The following is a 19,823-nucleotide window of genomic DNA, read 5'->3' on the forward strand; positions in this document are numbered from 1 at the left end:
AAGAGGCTAGGTCTGACAGCACCCCCCATTCAGAACTAGCCTCCCCTTTATGAATTATTTTTCTTTTTGTTTCTTTTCAACAAGCATATCCGCTACTTCTTCCGCTTGCGCTAACACGGCAATCGGATCATATGGCCAAAACCGTTTTCCATCAAGATAGAAAACATTATCCTTTTTGACTGCATCTACAGATTCCCAAACAGGATCCTCTTTATCTAACGTACCACCATGTGATTGATCGAAAAAGATATAATCACCAGCATAATCAGTCAGTACTTCAAAGGAAACTTGTTTGAATGTCTCCCCAGCATCTATTAACTCTGTTTTAATACGCTCCTGCGGAGTTAACTGAAGATGCTTGTAGATTGCTTGTCCGCCTCGATAAATGCCATCACCATAGATGTACGAGTCTTTACCGAATGCGCCGAAGATAGAAACTGTTTCTCCCTCTCCCATTACCGCCTTGACTTTATCTCTTTGTTGTTGAATTTTCTCATCAAAAGAAGTCAGCCATTCTTCTGCTTCTTTGCTTTTGCCTAGCATCTCCCCAATTGCTCTTACTTCCTCGTAAGCATCGCTATATGTTTCGTAGGGAATAATCACAGTAGGTGCCATTTTGGAAAACTTCTCAAATGTGCTTTTTTCAGAATCCGCACTAATAATCAAATCTGGATTTAAACCCAATATTGTTTCCACAGCACTCTCGCCGGTACTCTCAATACCAGTTATCAAATCCTGTATATGTACGTTCTCAAGATCTGTTTTTGTTGCACCAACAGGTTTTTCTCCAAGGATAAGTAGTGTAGGTAAATAGCTATCTACAACAATCCTTTTTGCGTTTGCCGGTATTTCAATATCGCCGTGAATTGTTTTAACAATTCTTGTTTCTGGTTGTTCACTTTCAGCCTTATCATTCTTTGCTTCTTCCGTACCTTTCTTAGTATCTGATGTTTGACTGCTCGAACTTCCACAAGCAGCAATCATTATAGTAAGTATAACGAGTAATAGACTAAAGATAAGTTGAGATTTATTCTTAAACATTGATATCCTCCTTATTGATAACGATTTTCATTCTCAATGACATATAAAAAAATATAGCCAACTACGTCAATTTTAACGTGTTATTGTTTAAAATTGGAGTTGATTATATTCTCTTCTATACGAGTTTTACTTGGTAAGTGATTCTACAACACCATCAATAATTTGAGTATTAGCAATCGGTCCTGAATATAACCAGCTAGTCTCAGCGGCATATTCATAAATATGTCCATTTTTCACGGCCGGTATATTTTTCCATACTGGATCCAGTAACATTTCTGCGCCATTTCCTTTATCACTATTAATCAAGAAGATATGATCTGCATCTAGTTCAGCTAATCGTTCTAAGGAAATCTCCGACCAATTTCCTGTAGCGGTGCTTGAAATTTCTTTGACTACATTTGGAGTTGAAAGACCAAGATCACCGTATAAGACAGCTCCACTGGATACATTTTCGCTAACTATAAAGAATGTATTATTAACGAGCCAAACAGCTGCAGCTGATTCAGAGCCAATCGAATCCTGTATAATCTTCTTTGAGTCCGTTGCTTTTTTCTCATATTCTTCTAATACCTGTTTTGCTTCATCCGTTTTCTCGAAAATCTCACCTACTTTTAATAATTTTTCGCGCCAATCACTGTTATTCTCTACTTCAAGCACATATGTAGGCGCAATTTTTGAATACTGCTCGTATTTCCCCCCCTCCACTGCTTCCGCAGAGCTCATAACGAGTAAATCCGGAGAAAAGCTTGTCACGACTTCAAATGGAAGGTCATATGGAATTGTCGGTACGTCTTTTAAATAGTCTTGTAAATAATTTTGAATCGATGCGCCGTCATTTACTGTCCACTGTGCAAGAGGCGTAATATCGAGTGCTACTAAATTATCTTCTAAATAAGAAGCAATAATACGCTCAGGTTTTGCAGGTATTGTCACTTCATGCCCCATTGCATCTGTTAGTATTCGTTCCGTTGAAAGCTCTTCAGCTGCCTGTTCTGTTTTGGTATCTTTGGTTTTGGCACCATTTTCACTAGTGTCGCCACACCCAACTAAAGTTAGTGATAGTGCTAGAAAACTAGACATGATTACAGTTCTTTTTTTATTAGTTAACATCGATTCATTCTCCTACTATTCGTTTTTTTATCAAAGAAATAACAATTCTATAGAGTACAATAACTTCATAAGGATTTTTACACAGACGATGGCTCAGATACATCAATCTTTCAAGCGTGACAATAGGTAAAGGAAGTACGGTGCCCCAATAACAGCGACGACAATTCCTGCTGGTATCTCTGATGGCTGTAGTATCCAACGACCAAGTGTATCCGCAACAAGGACTAACAACCCCCCGGTCAAAGCTGCAGCTGGAATTAAAAATTGATGTCTAGATCCGACTAATTGACGTGCTAAATGAGGACCAATCAGCCCTACAAATCCGATACCACCACTAACTGACACGCTAGCTCCCGCTAATCCAACAGCTGCAGCAAGTAATATACGCCGCTCTTTTTCAATCGAGGCACCTAAGCCAGCTGCTGTTAAATCTCCTAAATTTAGTACGTTTAATACACGTGCTTTCGAAAATACAAATGGTATTAAAACGAGGATCCAGGGCAACAAGGACAGCACAAATTTCCAATTTGACCCCCAAATACTGCCCGCTAACCAAGTAGCAACAAATTGATAATTCTCTGGACTTAAGCGCAGTGTTAAAACAATCATGACCGAACTAATACCAGCCGCTACTGCCACACCCGTGAGCAGTAGCCGCATAGGTGAAATTCCCTCATGTCGTTTATAAGCTAACGAATAAATGATCACCGCTGTTATTCCTGCTCCTAAAAACGCTAAAACAGGAAGTAAAAAGACAGGTGTAGCTGTAGTTGATGGGAAAAATGATATAAATAGCATGACAGCTAGCCCAGCACCTGCGTTAATCCCCAATATGCCCGGATCCGCCAAAGCATTACGGGATATCCCTTGTAGCACACAGCCCGAAACTGCTAGTCCCATCCCTACCAATACTGCAATAACTATACGAGGTAATCGAAATTCAAATAGAATGAGGTGTTGCTTCTCCGTTCCAAACCCAAACAACGTTCGGATCACTTCAAGCGGTGTCAATTTAATAAAACCGGTATTCATGCTAATCATGAAAGCAACGACAATGAGCAATCCAAGAACACCGATAATCATCAGATTTTTAGTCTTTGCCCGATGTTGGTTCTTTGTCATATTAATCTTTTCTTTCATAGTTCTTTTCCTCCTTTTCGTGCAAGATACAGGAAGAATGGAACCCCGATTAACGCAATCAATGCGCCAATTGGTGTTTCATATGGAGGATTAATCATTCGTGCTCCGAGATCAGCCAAAACTACTAAAAGACCACCCAGCACAATTGAACAAGGAATAATCCAACGATAATCATGACCAACTAGAAAACGAGTAAGATGAGGAACGATTAATCCAACAAAACCAACTGCCCCTACTACAGAAACAGCAGCTCCAGCTAGGATTAGCACAATAATCATCCCAACTAGTTTAATCGTCTTTGTTCGTTGTCCTAGTCCAATTGCTACTTCTTCTCCAAGGCTTAAGAGTGTGATTGAACGTGAAAGAATCAGTGCACCAATCATTGCAACGATAATCCATGGGGTCATGATTTGGAGATGAACCCATTTCGTTCCCGATACACCGCCAGCATACCAAAAGGCTAAATCTTGCCCAATACGGAAATAAAGGGCAACTCCTTCGCTAAGTGCTCCTAACAATGCGCTTACTGCAGCCCCAGCAAGGACAAGTCGCATTGGAGTCAAACCGCCTCGTGACATCGAGCCGACTCCATACACGATTCCAACACCTAGACCAGCACCTAAAAAGGAATACATGATTAAGTACATATATGGTAAGCCGGGCAAAAAAGCAAAACAAAGTGCCAGCATAAATGCAGCACCTGCATTTAAGCCCAAAAGACCGGAATCCGCTAGTGGATTCCGAGTCATCCCCTGCATAAGTGCACCAGCTACAGCAAAACATGATCCAACCATTGCAGCACCAAGAACGCGCGGCATGCGTATTTCTCGAATAATTTGATGCTGTGTTAGATCAGGATCAAAATGAAACACAGCCGTCCAAACAGTTGCTAACTTAATGTCTGCAGCTCCAAATGAAATGGATAGACCAATTGCAACAAGTAATGCAAACATGCCTCCGAATAAAACAACAACAGCCACAATTGGATGTGAGTGTTTCTTAATTTCTGTTAGCTTTTCTATCTCGGCAGAAACCTCTGCTGAAGCAGACATACATTTTCCTCCCCAAAACGAACTTACAAACGGCATACCTCATTGAGAAAAAGGTTTACCGTTCCTTCTGACACAATTGATACGATAGACAAATTGGATTTTCACTAAATGGACAAGTTGTAATCCTGGCGTCTATGTTAAATACAAGCTGTAAATTAGCACAAGTCATCACTTCTTCTGGTGTCCCCTCTTTTACTAATGTGCCATCTTTCATGGCAATCAAATAATCAGAAAAACGGGATGCATGATTCAAATCGTGAAGAACCATGACAATTGTCCGGCCTTCCTCCTCATTAAGTCGCTGTAGGAGAAGTAAGATATCGAGTTGATGCGCTAAATCTAAATATGTAGTCGGTTCGTCGAGAATTAGAATTTCAGTGTCCTGCGCAAGCGCCATCGCGATCCACACGCGTTGCCTTTGTCCACCTGATAATGCTTCAACAGGGCGATCCTTAAACTCATTTAATCCGGTTACTTCAATCGCCCAGTAAATATACTCATAATCTTCCTTCTTTAATGAACCAAAGCCACTTTGGTGTGGGAAACGGCCATAGGAAACCAATTCAAATACAGTAAGTCCCCCTGGAGCGTTAGCTGACTGTGGCAAAATCGCCATCTTCTTGGCTACTTCTTTCGTTTCTAACTGATGGATTGCACGTCCATCAAGATAGACCGCACCGCTTTTCGTTTTCAATACGCGCGAAATTGCTTTCAATAAAGTAGATTTCCCACAGCCATTCGGACCAATGATCGTAGTTATCTTTTTTTCAGGAATAGACACACTTAATTCATCAATTATTAGTGTGCTTGAATAACCAATCGCAACTTGATCTACTGTAATAGCTGACATTTTCAGTACTTCCTTTCTATATGTAATCGTATCGATTGATTAAGGTTTCTTTCCTTCTTTTACTTTTCTAAGATTAGTTATACGTTAAATTTAATTGATAACGATTATCACTCTCATTTATATACTAGATACTTTTTAGAAGATTGTCAACAGCTTACAGAAGTTAAAGTGAGATTAGTTTTTTGGTGCAGTATTTGATTGTAGTGGACCTTCAATAATCGCATCGTTACGGGAGGTGGAGGGCAACGTTGATTGTCTTAAATTTGGATTTCTTTTTATTAATGAATACGGCGTATGCGCTTTACAAGGACTTTTGGGAGATCACTGAAAAAGCCCTTGTACTTAGAATGAATTAGGATTCCCGCCAATACCGCTTGGACGCTTTGTGGATGCCTCCCGCGATAAGCCAGAAAGAAGACCGCTTTCAGTCTTATCGCTCCGGCTACCACGAAGACGCGCCTTCGCTGGATGGTCTATGTGAGAAAGTGCATTTCATAATTTGTGATAAGATCTGCAACCTGGAGTGCGTCTTTCTTGAATATAATTAATAACAACTAGTAATCACCTTATAATCTCAGCATGTACATCTCAAAATCACATTTCTCTCGATAATGAACACCCTAGCGAAGGCGCGGTAAAGACATCTCCAAAGTGCCAACTGTTCTACAATCCACACCCCGAATTACAACTCTCTCCTTATTGAGCGCCACAGCTTCAATGGGATTCTTTAATTCAACAAATATAGTATATTTTCTTTAATATAAATAAGGATAACCTTGCCGATATAGCAAGGTTATCCTTATTTAAATATATGCAATTACCATCAATTCGTCTATATGACGGTGACAGCGGGAGTCCTCCAGCGTCCAGAGGCTCTATCAATTAAGCATCGTGTCTTCATCACTTTTGTATTCTAAAACATCACCAGGCTGACAGTCTAAAGCTTTACAAATCGCCTCTAAAGTGGATAGTCGAACCGCCTTTGCCTTTCCATTTTTCAATATAGAGAGATTAGCCATGGTTATTCCAACCCTCTCCGAAAGTTCTGTAACGCTCATTTTCCTTTTAGCCAGCATCACATCAATATTGATTATAATTGCCATCGTTATCACCTCAGACTATTAAGTCATTTTCCGATTTTATATCAATCGCTTCTTGTAAAAGTCTTTGAAGAACAGCAGCGAATACTGCGATTACCATTGAAGCAAAGATAGGGACCATTCCAATTATTATGAGACCTGGGGCATCGTCTAGATCTGCTACGAGATAAACAAATGGGATAATTACAACATACAAACCACTGATTGACATTGCACAAAACTTGATTTTTTTCAGAGATTTGACAGACAGTTCAGAGAAAGATTGGTTCTTGTCAATATAGCTTAAAAGTTTAAATGCCTGATACAATGCAAAGAAAAACGGGATAACTGATACATACATGCCTATTAAAATGGGATATAGTATGTGGGCATAGTCTGGATCTACTGGATTATTAGTTAACCAAGGTAACCCGAATATGCACAAAGCAAGAACTGGGATTCCAATAAGAAATACAGCTATCTTTAAAAAGAGTGTTGAACCTTGTTTCATAAAAAAACACCTCACTTATTTATTATTAATTTTATATTAGCACACAATTTATCGTTTCACAATAAATCATTATCCTTTTCACCGATAATTTTATCGTTTTATAAATTTCCTTTTAATTTTAGAGATAGATAAATAGCATTTTTCATTAGCAATAAATTCTTATAACTTTACAGTATTCAATTATTAACTTGTTCAACAGTGTCAATTTTATATATAGAGAACATAGTTTCACTCTTTTTATGCAAGAAGTTTGTTTTCTACTTATCTCCCAATACTCTCTTCCTACACTCATGCGTTGCTAAATCAGCATATCTTGTTGTAATCGGTAATCGACTATCCTTTTCTATAAAGTGTAATGTTAATTCTGTGGCCGTATCTAAATCAATCCAATTACCACAGGATACAAAAACAGGTTTTACGTTCTCTCTTGTTCGTAAGCATCTTCCATATACATCATTATTAATTACTATATCTGTGTATGCGCCTTTTAAATTTTCAGGCATTATAAAATCGACATCCTGTATTTTTAAATAACTCTTCGCGATACCAATCGTTGGTTTGTTTAGATAAAATGAAGCATGTGTAGCAATCCCCATATGTCTATAGTGCAAATAACCGTTGCCATCAAACATATATAAATCTGGATTTATTGTTAATCTTTCTACTGTTTTAAGCACCAAAGGCAATTCACGAAAAGCTAAAAAACCTGACATATACTGAATCTCTATTTTATCAAAGTACTCAATCTGCTCTACTACCTTTTTGGTTTCATGATCAATCACGACTATACAACAAATTCCATAGTCTATCCCCTTTTCAGACCAGTAAGCGATATCTACACCAGCTACAAGATTTATTTCACTTATGACAAAGCTATTTTCAAGTAAAATTTTAGGTTGCAATTTGTTTTGCATTTAAATAAAATCTCTAATCCATCTGTTAATCATCGAAAGTTGTCCATATATTTCAGATCACCTTCGTCTGGACCTGTTTTCTCTTCAATAAGATTTCCGTCTTCATCCCATTTTTTATATTGAATTGCTAACCCCGCAAATCTTTCCCCTTTAAACTCTATTTGTCCATTTTCATAATAACTTAATTGATTTCCATGTGAAGTACCCTTATTCATATTTGATATGGATTTAATCCTAGCATTTTTATAAAACCGAACAGACTGTCCTTCTTTAACCCCATCTTGATAATAAGAATAATATGCTAAATTATCATTATCATATAATTCATAAGCTAGACCAGTAAATGGTTTCCCACTATCCTCTGCATCTATGACATAATCCCCATAGGGTGGCGCAAACCATAATTCTTCATCAAAATCAACTCCATTTTCCATTACATATTCCTTTTTTAAAACATTACTTAACATTTTTAGGCACCTCCGAAATAAATTCAATACCTTCAGTAATATACTCACAATGCGGACATCGTTTCATCATTTGGCCGGCCGGCTTTAATTTTTTCCCATTTCATTAATAGCAAAATAATATTTCCCATTTGTTTTATCATACACACCCGCAAGTGCAGGACCCGCATCATTCTTACTTAGACCTGATAATTTACTAAGTTCCTTCGCTGTTTCACCACGCAAATTAATTCTTTGATGTAATTGCTCTGTTGTGAGTTTACCATACTTATTTTGTAGAAAATCAATTCTTGATAGTCCATCTACTCTGTTGACTCCCTTAGGAGGTTTACTCGTATTCAGCGAATTACTCGTTTCCTTAACACTAACTGCACCCAAAGATTCTTTTGGAGCTATTGCCTTCGCGCCACCCACAAAAGTTGTTGCGAGCCCTAAGCTGTCCAACCAATGTTCCTTGGAAAAGGGTTCTTCCGGTGCGATTGCCCCTTTAACCGTTCCAGCTAAACCGATAGTCCAGTAATTCGTAAAGTCAAAAGCTGAATTCCACATCTTATCCGTTCTGTTTTTTGCCCCCGAGATAATTCCACCTGAAATACCAAGTGTTGCATAGTTCGCAAAGTCATTAGGGGAATCCAATGCTTTATCCGTTCTTGTATTTACTTCATCTACAAAGCCAGTCCCGATTTCCTTAAAGCTATACAAAGATTTCATTACAGGATTAGGTGTAGAATTAGGAAAATCTTTTTGGCTATATTTCTCAAACTCTTTGTTAAATCCATTAATCGGACTTGCCCAAGTTGCCATGCCTGGATATGTGTAATTGCTAGCCCCAAATAAAGTTACAGGCGGGCTGTCCACCATCACCCCGGCTATGTTAGCCATCGGTGCAGTCCGTTGCGCTAAATCTGTCTGAAGTGTATTTTTCGCCGATAATGCTGCCCATTTATCCATTGGGAAGTCTATGGCCGTCACACCGTCAGTGAACAATCCTTCGATATCAGAAATCCATGTTTCCATCGTCTTCAGGTCATTCTCTATCGCTATTAAAGCCCTCGTCTGGTTCGCATCAAATTCATACAAATCGGCAATCGTTTGATCCCGTTTTCTCCGCGCATCTCGAACCCCCTCCTGCACATCACTATCATTCAGATGTGGAAGGGCAATGATATCGGCGACCTGATTCATAATGTCGTTCGCTTCGTCGGTGAGACTGCTTGTCAGTCTCGAAATTACCGTAAGTCCTTCTTCAACTTCTCCTTCAAGAAACGTTTGACGGATGAACCCGTTCATATCCGGCTCCAATGCATCAAGTGCGGAATCCATTTGGGTCAGGACATTTACGTAATTGCTTTTGAATGTCATAAAAAACTGTAAGAACGGCTGGTGGCACTCCGCATAAAATGTACGGATTGCATCACCACCTTGCCCTTTAAGGGAGTCTTCCAGCGCAACAAGTCCTTCGACTGCGGTCTCGATTGCTTTCATTTGATTTTCCAAACGATTTAGCATGGTATTATTCCGCCGCAAGACATCGTGGAAAGGGCCGGTTCTAATTACATTTACAATGAAATCATTTGAAGTTGGGTTTACTCGTAATCGGTGGATTACCCGTCCCCTTACCGCTAACGGTCCATTTTTTTGGAGCTACTGCCTTCATGCCATGCTAACCGTTTAAAATCAACGACATTTTAGGTTACTGCGTTTATGAAATCATTTTCGGTTCAAATGGCACATCCGTATTCACCAGGAACACTGTAAGGATACACGCAAAAAATCAACCATTTGAACATATGGCTGATTTTCGTTCTAACTGTAGGAAAGTGCAATCTATGCTTTGAATTAATCCTGGTACGACAACCCAGTTTTTAATCAATAGTTTTATCCCTGAAAAGTCACACCATTTATTACAATTTGCGAGGCACGGAATGGGATATTTATGTTTATCTTTTCAATATATGGCCCTAAAATGGCGTAGAATGACTCCCATTTCTATCAACCTATTCGTATTTACCATTCTGTTCTGAATAAAGGATACCTGTGTTAAAAAAATACCTGGTATCAACACAATTCGGAATTGTATCAGAACCAGGCACCTTTCACATGTGGATATAATGTAAGCGTCAAATATTAGTTATTTATATCTCTTGGTATTACATTTAACACAATACCAACAGGTCCCAATTTCTCAATTAATTTCTTAGCCTTACCATGCGGGAAATTTTCCATTAATATAAAAGGAGGATTTTTTGAACCCTTTAGTAAATCCGACGTTGAAACATCAGCCCCCAACACGCTTTTTATTTTTACTAAGTCTTTTAATCCCCCGCTTGGAGTTTTTATTAACAATATATCACAAGCATCAAGTGGTTCAACTATTGATTTCTGTACTTTTTCACTTGAACACCCACTATTAACCCATTTGCTAAAATCTGAGGTAATTGCAGTAGCATGATTTGGATTCATATCCCCTGAATCAACGACCACCACTTCTTTTTCCTTGGCACCTCGTAACATTAAGAAAACATTTCCACCACCATCATCACCAATAGAAACATGACCGCTTGCATATTCATCTACTTCCCAGGTCTCGTTCCGTTCTACAAGATCCCCAGTACCGTAAATTACCAATCCTCCGCCAATCGAAAAACTATTTGTATATCTTAATAATTCCTTATATACATTAGGTAATTTAATTTTCATTTGGTCTTCTACTTGTTGGATTTCAATATCACTTGCTGGATTATTCTTTATCAAATCGGGTACGTTAGATAAATCTATCATTTTACGAAACCTCCTAATTTATCGAAATATTTATATGAGTCCCCTATTGCCCTTCGTGCACTTTTCTGTTCAACCCCTGCCTCAATCATTTCCCTATAGCTTTCATTAAATTCATAACGTATATCAGTGTCAAACCCATCAGTTTTTCTCCTTCGCCTTTGCATAGAAGAAATTTCCGCATGTGGTTGGCCTGTGATTGACGGTAGAAGTATAGCATGAGCTTTCTTTTCGCTATAATCAAAACCTCCCCGTTTAGCCCATCTCTTTGCCCATTCATTTTGTATAGGGTGATGAGACTGAATTCGTTTATCAGAAGCTATATTTTTATTTCCTAATGCACGATTAACACCAGGACTTAAATAACCATGTTCATCTACATCCCCAGTTCGATAGCCCTCTGGTCTTTTAGCATTACCGTCAGACCTACTATCAACTGCGGGAGTCTTCTTTACAGGAAGATTCCCTTTATATTTGGATGGCTTAACTCCAGGGATGATAGCGAGCGCCATTTTTTTGAAGCCTTTTTGGACGATTGCCCTCGGATGGATATAATCCACAAATGCTAGCTTCGTACCTTCAAAATAGTTGTCGAGCTCACGAAAACCTCCGTCATCGAATTCTTCTTCCACTTCTTTTACCACTTCGTATTGAATCGGCTTTCTCGTCCCGAGTTGGTATTCTTTTACAATCAGACCATTTTCATAGATGTGGAATTTTAACAGATTGTAGCTTCCATAAGCTCCACGCTCGATTGTCTCGGCTCTTTTACTTTCAAGTGCCTGGAAGGCTCCTGCTTTGATTTCCGTGCCGATCAAATTATCCTGATCACTGTTCCCTAGGCCCCCCGCAACCGCAGAGGTCTGTTGATCGATGGCTGTTTGCAATCCGCTGTTCAGTGTAATTGCCGCCCACTGTTTAGACTCAAAATGGACGCCGGTGAGCCCACCCTTGAAGAGACTTTCGATATCTGCAAGCCATGTCTCCATGATGGAAAGTTCATTCTCTATAGTCATCAAAGCCCTCGTCTGGTTCGCATCAAATTCATAAAAATTGGCAATCGTATGATGCCGAATTCCTTCCTGCACAGCACTATCAATATAAAAAGTAAATAAAAAACAAGGTTACTAACCAAAAAAGCTGGTAGTCAACCTCGTTAATAGAGTATTTAAATATATAGATACTTCATAAATCACTTTAAACTCCAGAAGAGGTAATGATTACTTTGGGTTATTTTTTTTGGGCGAAACTATTTAATCTTTGAATAAATCTTCATCTAAAAATAATTCGATATCATCTAAATTGACATTTGTTTCTCTTTTATGAGGTGTAAATTTTAAAATAAATTCTTCAAAAGAGTTTGCTATAAGATAAAAATATTCTTTACCATCTTCGTCTACCTTTTCTCCTTCATGATACCAATAATAAATTTTACCTCTATAATTATCTTTTAATCCTAAACATATTAAATCTCCCCCGTCTGCGTCTGCAATAGGCATTATATCAGTCCCTAAAATTTCTAAATAAGTTTGAATTACCACTTCAATATCATAGGTATCATTTGTAATGCCATAAAAGCCGCCTATCGAGTCAAAACCATCCTTATGAATTACTGGGGCAATTTCAATTGGCTGATACATTCTATCCTCTTTTAAAAAACATCCTCCATATTCAAGTAAAAACTCTTTATATTCCAATGGTAATTTCACACCATAAATAAGCTCTATTGTAACAATCGATTTATTTGCATTTTCTTTTTTTGAAACTACCATTTCCGTATCAATTATCTCATTTAATAAACTTTTTAATCCTTTATCCAATTTTATTTTCCTCCTCTTAAATCTGATGCTGAACCAATATGTGCTACATTCTCATGCAAATCTGTTGGAATCAATTCAATTTCAGTTGAACTTTGTTGAGACTGAACGTTTTAATACTCTACTCTATCTTAATTATCACCTGAAATTCTATCATCTAGCTTTTCTCTGTCTTCAGCAATTTGTTCATATGAACTAATAAGGTTACTAATATAATCAATTTGAACCTCTCTATCATCTTGAAACAAATGTATTGTAGCCCCCTTACTTATTACAGCTTCCATTGTTTTCTTAAAATCTTTTAATTCATCCGTATCAAAATAATCACATTCTAGCACTACTTTACTATCTTCTATATTTTCTTTAATATCTTGAGTACTCGCCCTATTATTCTGTCTGATAATAGATACATACTTTAATTTATTGGAATCATTATCAATTTTCAATTTCATCTTTACCATAAAATTTCACCTCCCTAAAAGTCTTTAATTGGGATTATAGGTTCACCCGAATTACTTTTCCTCCAATTCCCACCATGCCATCCTTTTAAATGTTCATTAAAATTTACCGAATAGATTATTTCTCCTTTATCGGATGTGGATATTTCGAAGCACTATAACTATGATGCCCTGCAGTTGGTTTACCATCAAATTTAGGAGTTTTACCAGCAAGAATATCTTTTAACTGTTCTTGAGACCAATCTCGAGAAAGTGGTTCATGATTTAATAATCGTTGTTGTTCTTGATACCAAAATTCTTTAACTCCTTTATCCCTTTTAGCAAACTTTTTATTCCAAATGTAGTCTGCATACTCTTGTTTTGTAATAGTTCTAATATCAATTTTATCTCTTAACTCTTTCACTTTCTTAGAACTCATTTGTTTTGTCGTAGTTGGATGCTCATTTAAATCTAGTCCTTTTATCCTCACTGCTATAACATTTTTTGTTTCTTTCACATGAGGGATATCAGAAATTTCCTTACTAACTTCATCCGTACCCTTAGGCGTATTTTCAACTGTGGGAGTCTTCTTTACAGGAAGATTCCTTTTATATTTGGAAGGTTTGACTCCGGGAACTATAGCGAGCACCATTTTTTAAAAAGCCTTTTTGGACGATTTCCCTTGGCTGGATATAATCCACAAATGCTAGGTTCGTGCCTCCAAAATAGTCGAGCTCGCGGACACCACCGTAATCGAATTCTTCTTCCACTTCTTTAACCACTTCGTATTGAATCGGCTTTCTTGTACCAAAATTCTTGCACAAAAAAAGCACTTGTTGCCTAATTGCAATCAAATGCTTAATAATTAGCTATATAAAATAAATCATTAATATTCTATCTTTAAACCAATGAGCCTGTTAAATTTCGTGATTTATCCGCTTATTCTCTGTAACACTTTTTCATTCTTTTTTATCCATCTTTTGCTTTAAGTATTCTGCAATTTTTATTTGTCCTCTTTCAATGGCAAAGGCATAAGCATCCATTTCTTTCATACATACTCTATGATGGTACAACCATCATAGAGTATGTACTTTTTTTCAGCCTATTCTTTTCATTCTACTGCAAACATACTTCATTCGCATTAATCTATATATTCTGCCGTACCAATAAAGTCCAAATTATAGGTATTATTATCTACTAATTTAACAATTTTACCTTCTTTATTATAATCATAATTATAAATTAAAATGATAGTATTGTATTTAGACTTTAACTTAATGTTAATGTACTGTTGTATTAATTGATTATCATATGAAAAATCTACTAATAGCTTTTCTATGTCATCTTCAGCGTCAGTAATCCAATCTTTTTCAACTAAGTCCCTATCATAATAGCCTAATTTAAAATCTTTCTCAAAAATAGAGGGAATACTATCTCCATCTACATTATATTTTATTTCAGTGTACGTTTCGAGTTCATCAAAATCACTAAAGCGCCCTAACCATAAAGAAACATCTTTTTTCATTTTTCACCTCCTCAAACCTTCTGGTAAATCCATAATGCCATTTTTCATTCTATTTTCAGCCCACTCATTAAGCCCTTTAACAAGACTTTCATAGTCACAAGCAGAATCAATAATCTTTAACATCTCATTTATGTGCTTTTGTCGAACCTCTGCTTCCATGACGACCAGGTGGATTTACAAACTCAACGTCTTTGGTCAAAGACCTCATATCTTTAATGTCATCCATACTAATTCCCCGCTGCTTAAATTTAGGAGTTCTTGCTACAAGATGCCACTCATCGTATCCTCCTGGACGTCTAAAGAGATACTTTAAAAAGGTAACTGGTACTAACACAGTTCGGAATTGTATCAGAATCAGGCACCTTAATTTATCAAGCTTTTTTCTTAAAAGTAGTAATTCGTTTATTTTTTCATAAGTTGTTCAATAGGATTTAAAATTTACTTTTTAATTGATTCGATAATTTGTGAGGTACCACTGAATATGATATCTCGCATAACCTCGCTATAATTAGTGTACTCAGTAATATTAGTCATAATTATATCTAGTGCTTGTTTGAATTTACCATCAATCATTATTGTAATACCCTCAACCTCTTGATCTGTTTCACCATTAATAAATTTCTCATTTAACAAATTTAGTTTATTGTCTTGTTCCAAAGGAATTTATCCCCTTTCCTAATAATAATTACTTTCCTCTTTCAGAGAATAGTTTTTGTTATTTATCATCCAGTACGTTTCTTCATCTGGAACCTTGTCTAAGGCTGACATTTTCTACTTTCATAGCGCCATCAATATATATTAACAAGGAACCTATCAAATGCATAAATCTGTATCTTGTCTTTGATAGGTTCCAAGGCATTTTATATTGTTGAATCTCTGATGAAAATCAGTAAAGTCTACATTATTTTCTATGAAAAGCTGTGTAAGTACATCCAGTTCATTTTTCATATTTACACTATCCTTGTAATACATGGACTACTATACCGGAACAAACATGATTGTTATAAAGTTTCACAATTGAATGAGTGACAGTTACCTGATGCTTCTTAATCAGATTTATTGTAGAATCTCTAAAAACTCAGTAAAGTTATCTGCTACTCTGTAAAGAACTGGCTCAAACTCGCCTGACTCTTCATGCGACAACACACACACTGATGGATCCCCTTTATTTTCTCTAAAATCCAAGCATACAAAATCACTGGCGAATATACTAGCTATTGGTAATACTTCCGCGCCTAATAAATCTTCATTATCAGTCAATCTTTCCCCTATTTGCGAAAATACAACGTCAATACCATAGATTCCTTTTGGATTATTTTCATTGTCATTCAGCATACATAAAAACCTTTCTATCACATAAATACGATTGTTACATTCAAACGAAGCTTCTCCAACTTCTGCACCATTAGATACTTTAATAAAGTCTAAGAACGCCCCTGGAAATGTTAGTCTCCAAAATTTTTCATGGTTTTTTATTAATTCTTCTGAAGGTAATGGTTTTACAATAGTGTCCGGATTTATTTTCATGATTTTCCCCTTTCTTTATTATATTATCTAGGAGTATCTGCCCGTATTCCAGCTGACCTCCCACCATTATGAATAGTAATATTCTATAAAAAGCCTCAGAAAGAGACAGTTCGTACATTCTAACTTAGTGATAGGCGAAGAATCGTTCCTTTCTTTGGTGTAAAAATTCACAGAAAAACTCAACTTTTCTGTAGGTTTTCATCATTTAAATGCTCTTTTTTAAAATCCCCAGTTCGCCAATATATCGTTGGTTATATTTCCTGTATATTTTCCTACTCCTATTTCAATTAAAGATTATTAAAGATTTCTGTACATCCAGTTTTTTATAGTGGTGCATTCGACACTAGGTATCCCCTCAACAAAAAAAACTTGAAAGGGACTTGGCCAATCAAGGTTTTAAAATCACATTATATTTTAGGAATATCAACTAATTCACCTGGTGATTTACTAATAAGCAAATCTGATATATTCGGGTTATTTTTTCTAATCCTATATATCTGAATTTTCGTTAATTCAGGTTCAAATGATATATCTTTTGTCTTAAAATTCATTTTTATTAGTTTATTATAAACATTTAATAAAAATCTTTCCACTCTTCTAATGCTGAATCTGAAACTTCCTCTGGATTTTCTAACATTCGAAATCCATCTGCGTAATGAAATATTAGTAATCCTGTTCCTAAATCACAATACTCGTTTTCAATGAGTGCTTTTGGAACATCAAACCCACTATTCCAGTTATAATTTGCTGCAAAAAAATGGAGTATAAGTGGATTGTCTACATTGCCTAATTGACTGATTAAATTATTTTTTCCCTTATTATAAGGCAGTTCTTCCCGAAAAGTAATTTCTGTGTTGCCCTTCAATTGAGTCTCTTCTCCATACTTATAAGTGTTTTCTTTTCATAATTTGTAGTAGTAATAAAGTCAAAATCATTAGTTGAAGTAATTTCATTGTTATACTCAAAGTTATATATCAGAATTACTGCATTATATGATTTTTTCAAGTCTATACTTTCCTTAAATTGTGGGATGATAATTTCTTCATACGAACACCCAGCTAATAATGTGTAAATATCGCTACTACTATTCTTATAGACCGCTTTTTCTATAGTATCCTCATCTGTTTCATCCATATCAATATTAAAATCGATAAAAAATTTGGAAGGTACAGACTCGCCATCCTCATCATACGTTAAATCTACATACTCTCCTATAGAGTCCTCTACTTTAATATTACCTAACCAAAAAGAAACCCATCCTTGTTTTTTCATTATAGGATCCTCCTACTTTAATTTAAGACCTTTGGTATGTCAACACTAAATCAAACGATATTATTAAGGGCTATTTTTTTATAAGCAACCGGACTTAGGTAGCCTAATGTACTGTGCGAACGGATATTATTATACCAATTGACATAATCGAAAAGTTCAAGGGACAGCTGGTTAAGGGTTTGATAGTGGGCTCCGTTGATCAATTCTGTTTTTAAAATCTTAAATGTTGCCTCTGCCACCGCATTATCATAAGGATTCCCTTTATGGCTGAGTGATCTTTTAATTTTGTATCCACTTAATAATTCATCGATACCAACGTTTTTAAATTCAGAACCGCGATCTGTATGAAATAAGTTCACGTTTCCCAATTGGTATTTAACAGAATCGAAGGCACGCTGAACTAAAGCAGCGTCTTTTTGTGCTCCGACGCTCCACCCGACAATTTCACGATTGTATAGATCGATTAAGAAACAAACGTAACTCCAACGGTATCCTACTTTTACGTATGTTAAGTCGCTTACTAACACGGACATCTCTTTGTCCACTTCAAATTCTCGATTTAATACGTTTCGAACGGATTCTTCATTTGGTCCTGTTGCCATTGGTTTAAAGAAGGTTTGGCGTATTTTGATTGAAGTCCAAGTTCGCTCATCAATCTTCCAATTCGGCGTCTCGAGATTGGAAGGCCATCTGTCTCTTTATCTAGTTCTATTTTTAGTTTCCGAGTCCCATAAACGTGTCGGTTTTCATTGAAAACCTTAGCGATCTTTTCTTTTAATACGCGTTCTTCTTCCCGCTTTACTTGCTCTTTTTGAGCGGATACTTCAGTGTCATAATAGAAGGTGCTACGCGCAATTTTTAGGACTTTACACATTGCTGATACCGAATAGGTGTGACGGTTTTGTTGAATCACATCTATTTTCGTCCCATGATCAGCTCTGCTTGCTTTAAAATATCTACTTCCATTTCTAGTTGCTTATTTCTCTTCCGTAAGGCAATCAATTCCTGTTCCTCTGGAGATTGATTATCTTTCTCTTTGAATGAACCAGACTGCCTGAATTGTGTAATCCACCTATCAAGAGCAGATGCGGTTAATTCATATTCTTTGACAATATCTTGTCGGCTTTTCCCGTTTTCATATAGGGCTACCACTTGTTTTTTGAAATCTGTAGAAAATGTTCTTCTTTTTACGGACATAGTAGATCTCCTCACTTCTTGTGTATTATTCTACTAGCCCTTAATTTGATTGTCCAACTAAGTGTAACCTATCCACTTCCGGTAAAGATGAAACCCCACCCTCTAGTCTATAATTAGCCCAATTATTAAGTCGTCTTACAAATGTATTATAGTCGCTAGAAGTATCTAGGCTTACCCTTAAATTAGGTATTGTATCAGAATCAGGTACCTTAATTTAAGGATACTGCTTTAAGAGTGAGCTACATTGTTCATAGGTCTTTTAATGAACTGCTGAAAGCTATAGAGTAGCTTATAGTTTGTGAAAACTTGCAACTTCATTTAATCTATCCAATCCATCACCACTAACCACTAGTCTGCTCCTCTTTCGTGACGAATGAAATAGACCATGCCTTCATAATCGCTTCAAGAATTTAGTAAAAGGTACCTCTAGTTCACGCACAGCAGATTTAATAGCCACCGTTCTTCCCCCTTGGTTATTATTTAATGGGGGTGTTACCATTGTCTTCAACTCCTTCTTTTAGTGAATTTGAGGATTCGTAGTTCAAAGATTGGCACTACTCCTATAACCTAAAAATAATGGTTTTCTAATTTACAACTATTTAACATTAAGAAAACCTTATTTTCATGCAACTTCTTTAATCCATTTCCCGAAAATATCTGACGGCATTAAATCTTCGGAATTTGAGTATTGAATATCATAACTATACTTTCCATTCAGAGAATTCTTTTCGACATTATAAGATAGTTTCATTTCAGTGGGCATCTCTCTATTAAACTCTTTAAATTTATCATGTATTTGTTCCAAGTCTTCTCTTCCAATCTTCATGAGGGTCTTTTGTCGTTCAATAGAAGTATCATAAACATATCCGGCGGAAAATTCATTTAACATATGCTTATGAACAATACTTCCATTAACTTTATAAAATACATTAAAATAATATGTTTCTGGTTCGTAGGAGCAGTAAATATATATCTCCTCTGCCTTTCCATTTACATATTCCAAGCAAATAGAAACCATATCACCTTGTAGTTCTGAAAAATAATCTTCAAATACTTTCATTTTATAAAAACACCTCTATCTATAGTTTTTTATTGTAATAGCATCAAAA

At 36.4% G+C, this 19,823-nt stretch carries 23 protein-coding genes and 2 pseudogenes; all 25 read right to left on the reverse strand.

The window, feature by feature from the left end:
* Positions 1–54: 54 nt before the first annotated feature.
* The gene (locus ACP8HG_RS09170; RefSeq protein WP_438298527.1) at positions 55–1,041 is read right to left on the reverse strand and encodes an ABC transporter substrate-binding protein; all 987 of its coding nucleotides are present in this window, start codon (positions 1,039–1,041) and stop codon (positions 55–57) included.
* Between the two features lie 126 nt (positions 1,042–1,167).
* Positions 1,168–2,151 (reverse strand): iron-hydroxamate ABC transporter substrate-binding protein, encoded by a 984-nt coding sequence (locus ACP8HG_RS09175; RefSeq protein WP_067210817.1) that lies wholly within the window; start codon positions 2,149–2,151, stop codon positions 1,168–1,170.
* A gap of 102 nt (positions 2,152–2,253) precedes the next feature.
* Positions 2,254–3,273, reverse strand: coding sequence for a FecCD family ABC transporter permease (locus ACP8HG_RS09180; RefSeq protein WP_370570007.1), 1,020 nt, complete (start codon positions 3,271–3,273; stop codon positions 2,254–2,256).
* 14 nt (positions 3,274–3,287) lie between these two features.
* The gene (locus ACP8HG_RS09185; protein ID WP_067210820.1) at positions 3,288–4,343 is read right to left on the reverse strand and encodes a FecCD family ABC transporter permease; all 1,056 of its coding nucleotides are present in this window, start codon (positions 4,341–4,343) and stop codon (positions 3,288–3,290) included.
* Positions 4,344–4,398: 55 nt separating this feature from the next.
* On the reverse strand, positions 4,399–5,193 hold the full coding sequence (locus ACP8HG_RS09190) for an ABC transporter ATP-binding protein (protein ID WP_067210822.1): 795 nt from the start codon (positions 5,191–5,193) through the stop codon (positions 4,399–4,401).
* An 878-nt stretch (positions 5,194–6,071) separates the two neighbouring features.
* Positions 6,072–6,296, reverse strand: a complete 225-nt coding sequence (locus tag ACP8HG_RS09195) for a helix-turn-helix domain-containing protein (RefSeq protein WP_067210825.1) — start codon at positions 6,294–6,296, stop codon at positions 6,072–6,074.
* Between the two features lie 10 nt (positions 6,297–6,306).
* A complete protein-coding gene (locus tag ACP8HG_RS09200; protein ID WP_342538652.1) occupies positions 6,307–6,783 on the reverse strand; it encodes a DUF2975 domain-containing protein in 477 nt (158 codons plus the stop codon).
* A 257-nt stretch (positions 6,784–7,040) separates the two neighbouring features.
* Positions 7,041–7,697 carry an endonuclease V gene (locus ACP8HG_RS09205; protein ID WP_438298528.1) on the reverse strand — a complete coding sequence of 219 codons (657 nt, stop codon included), beginning with the start codon at positions 7,695–7,697 and terminating at the stop codon, positions 7,041–7,043.
* Between the two features lie 29 nt (positions 7,698–7,726).
* On the reverse strand, positions 7,727–8,164 hold the full coding sequence (locus ACP8HG_RS09210) for a toxin-antitoxin system YwqK family antitoxin (protein ID WP_340767560.1): 438 nt from the start codon (positions 8,162–8,164) through the stop codon (positions 7,727–7,729).
* An 84-nt stretch (positions 8,165–8,248) separates the two neighbouring features.
* Entirely contained in the window at positions 8,249–9,688 is a 1,440-nt protein-coding gene (locus ACP8HG_RS09215; RefSeq protein ID WP_438298529.1) for a ribonuclease YeeF family protein, read from the reverse strand.
* Between the two features lie 600 nt (positions 9,689–10,288).
* Complete coding sequence (locus ACP8HG_RS09220) at positions 10,289–10,942, reverse strand: SMI1/KNR4 family protein (protein ID WP_438298530.1); 654 nt, start codon at positions 10,940–10,942, stop codon at positions 10,289–10,291.
* Positions 10,939–11,955 (reverse strand): hypothetical protein, encoded by a 1,017-nt coding sequence (locus tag ACP8HG_RS09225; RefSeq protein WP_438298531.1) that lies wholly within the window; start codon positions 11,953–11,955, stop codon positions 10,939–10,941. The genes ACP8HG_RS09220 and ACP8HG_RS09225 overlap by 4 nt, the downstream gene beginning before the upstream one ends.
* Positions 11,956–12,192: 237 nt before the next feature.
* On the reverse strand, positions 12,193–12,759 hold the full coding sequence (locus ACP8HG_RS09230; RefSeq protein ID WP_438298532.1) for an SMI1/KNR4 family protein: 567 nt from the start codon (positions 12,757–12,759) through the stop codon (positions 12,193–12,195).
* 128 nt (positions 12,760–12,887) lie between these two features.
* Positions 12,888–13,217, reverse strand: coding sequence for a hypothetical protein (locus ACP8HG_RS09235; protein ID WP_338656022.1), 330 nt, complete (start codon positions 13,215–13,217; stop codon positions 12,888–12,890).
* 115 nt (positions 13,218–13,332) lie between these two features.
* Complete coding sequence (locus ACP8HG_RS09240) at positions 13,333–13,710, reverse strand: hypothetical protein (RefSeq protein ID WP_438298533.1); 378 nt, start codon at positions 13,708–13,710, stop codon at positions 13,333–13,335.
* 91 nt (positions 13,711–13,801) lie between these two features.
* Entirely contained in the window at positions 13,802–13,975 is a 174-nt protein-coding gene (locus ACP8HG_RS09245; protein WP_438298534.1) for a hypothetical protein, read from the reverse strand.
* Between the two features lie 177 nt (positions 13,976–14,152).
* Positions 14,153–14,245 (reverse strand): annotated as a pseudogene (locus tag ACP8HG_RS09250) (ankyrin repeat domain-containing protein); the annotation flags it as partial.
* An 89-nt stretch (positions 14,246–14,334) separates the two neighbouring features.
* Complete coding sequence (locus ACP8HG_RS09255) at positions 14,335–14,718, reverse strand: immunity 22 family protein (RefSeq protein ID WP_438298535.1); 384 nt, start codon at positions 14,716–14,718, stop codon at positions 14,335–14,337.
* Positions 14,719–14,721: 3 nt separating this feature from the next.
* On the reverse strand, positions 14,722–14,877 hold the full coding sequence (locus ACP8HG_RS09260) for a hypothetical protein (protein WP_438298536.1): 156 nt from the start codon (positions 14,875–14,877) through the stop codon (positions 14,722–14,724).
* Positions 14,878–15,156: 279 nt separating this feature from the next.
* Positions 15,157–15,375, reverse strand: coding sequence for a hypothetical protein (locus ACP8HG_RS09265; RefSeq protein ID WP_438298537.1), 219 nt, complete (start codon positions 15,373–15,375; stop codon positions 15,157–15,159).
* Positions 15,376–15,774: 399 nt separating this feature from the next.
* Positions 15,775–16,245, reverse strand: coding sequence for an SMI1/KNR4 family protein (locus ACP8HG_RS09270; protein WP_438298538.1), 471 nt, complete (start codon positions 16,243–16,245; stop codon positions 15,775–15,777).
* A gap of 574 nt (positions 16,246–16,819) precedes the next feature.
* Positions 16,820–17,110: a DUF4274 domain-containing protein gene (locus tag ACP8HG_RS09275; RefSeq protein ID WP_438298539.1), complete on the reverse strand. Its 291-nt coding sequence runs from the start codon at positions 17,108–17,110 to the stop codon at positions 16,820–16,822.
* Positions 17,107–17,517: an immunity 22 family protein gene (locus ACP8HG_RS09280; RefSeq protein WP_438298540.1), complete on the reverse strand. Its 411-nt coding sequence runs from the start codon at positions 17,515–17,517 to the stop codon at positions 17,107–17,109. Before ACP8HG_RS09280 ends, ACP8HG_RS09275 begins: the two co-directional genes overlap by 4 nt.
* Before the next feature lie 50 nt (positions 17,518–17,567).
* Positions 17,568–18,714, reverse strand: a pseudogene (locus ACP8HG_RS09285) (IS3 family transposase).
* Positions 18,715–19,336: 622 nt separating this feature from the next.
* Positions 19,337–19,774: a DUF600 domain-containing protein gene (locus tag ACP8HG_RS09290; RefSeq protein ID WP_438298541.1), complete on the reverse strand. Its 438-nt coding sequence runs from the start codon at positions 19,772–19,774 to the stop codon at positions 19,337–19,339.
* Between the last annotated feature and the right edge of the window lie 49 nt (positions 19,775–19,823).

Source organism: Sporosarcina sp. FA15 (genome assembly GCF_051550195.1).
GTDB lineage: Bacteria > Bacillota > Bacilli > Bacillales_A > Planococcaceae > Sporosarcina > Sporosarcina psychrophila.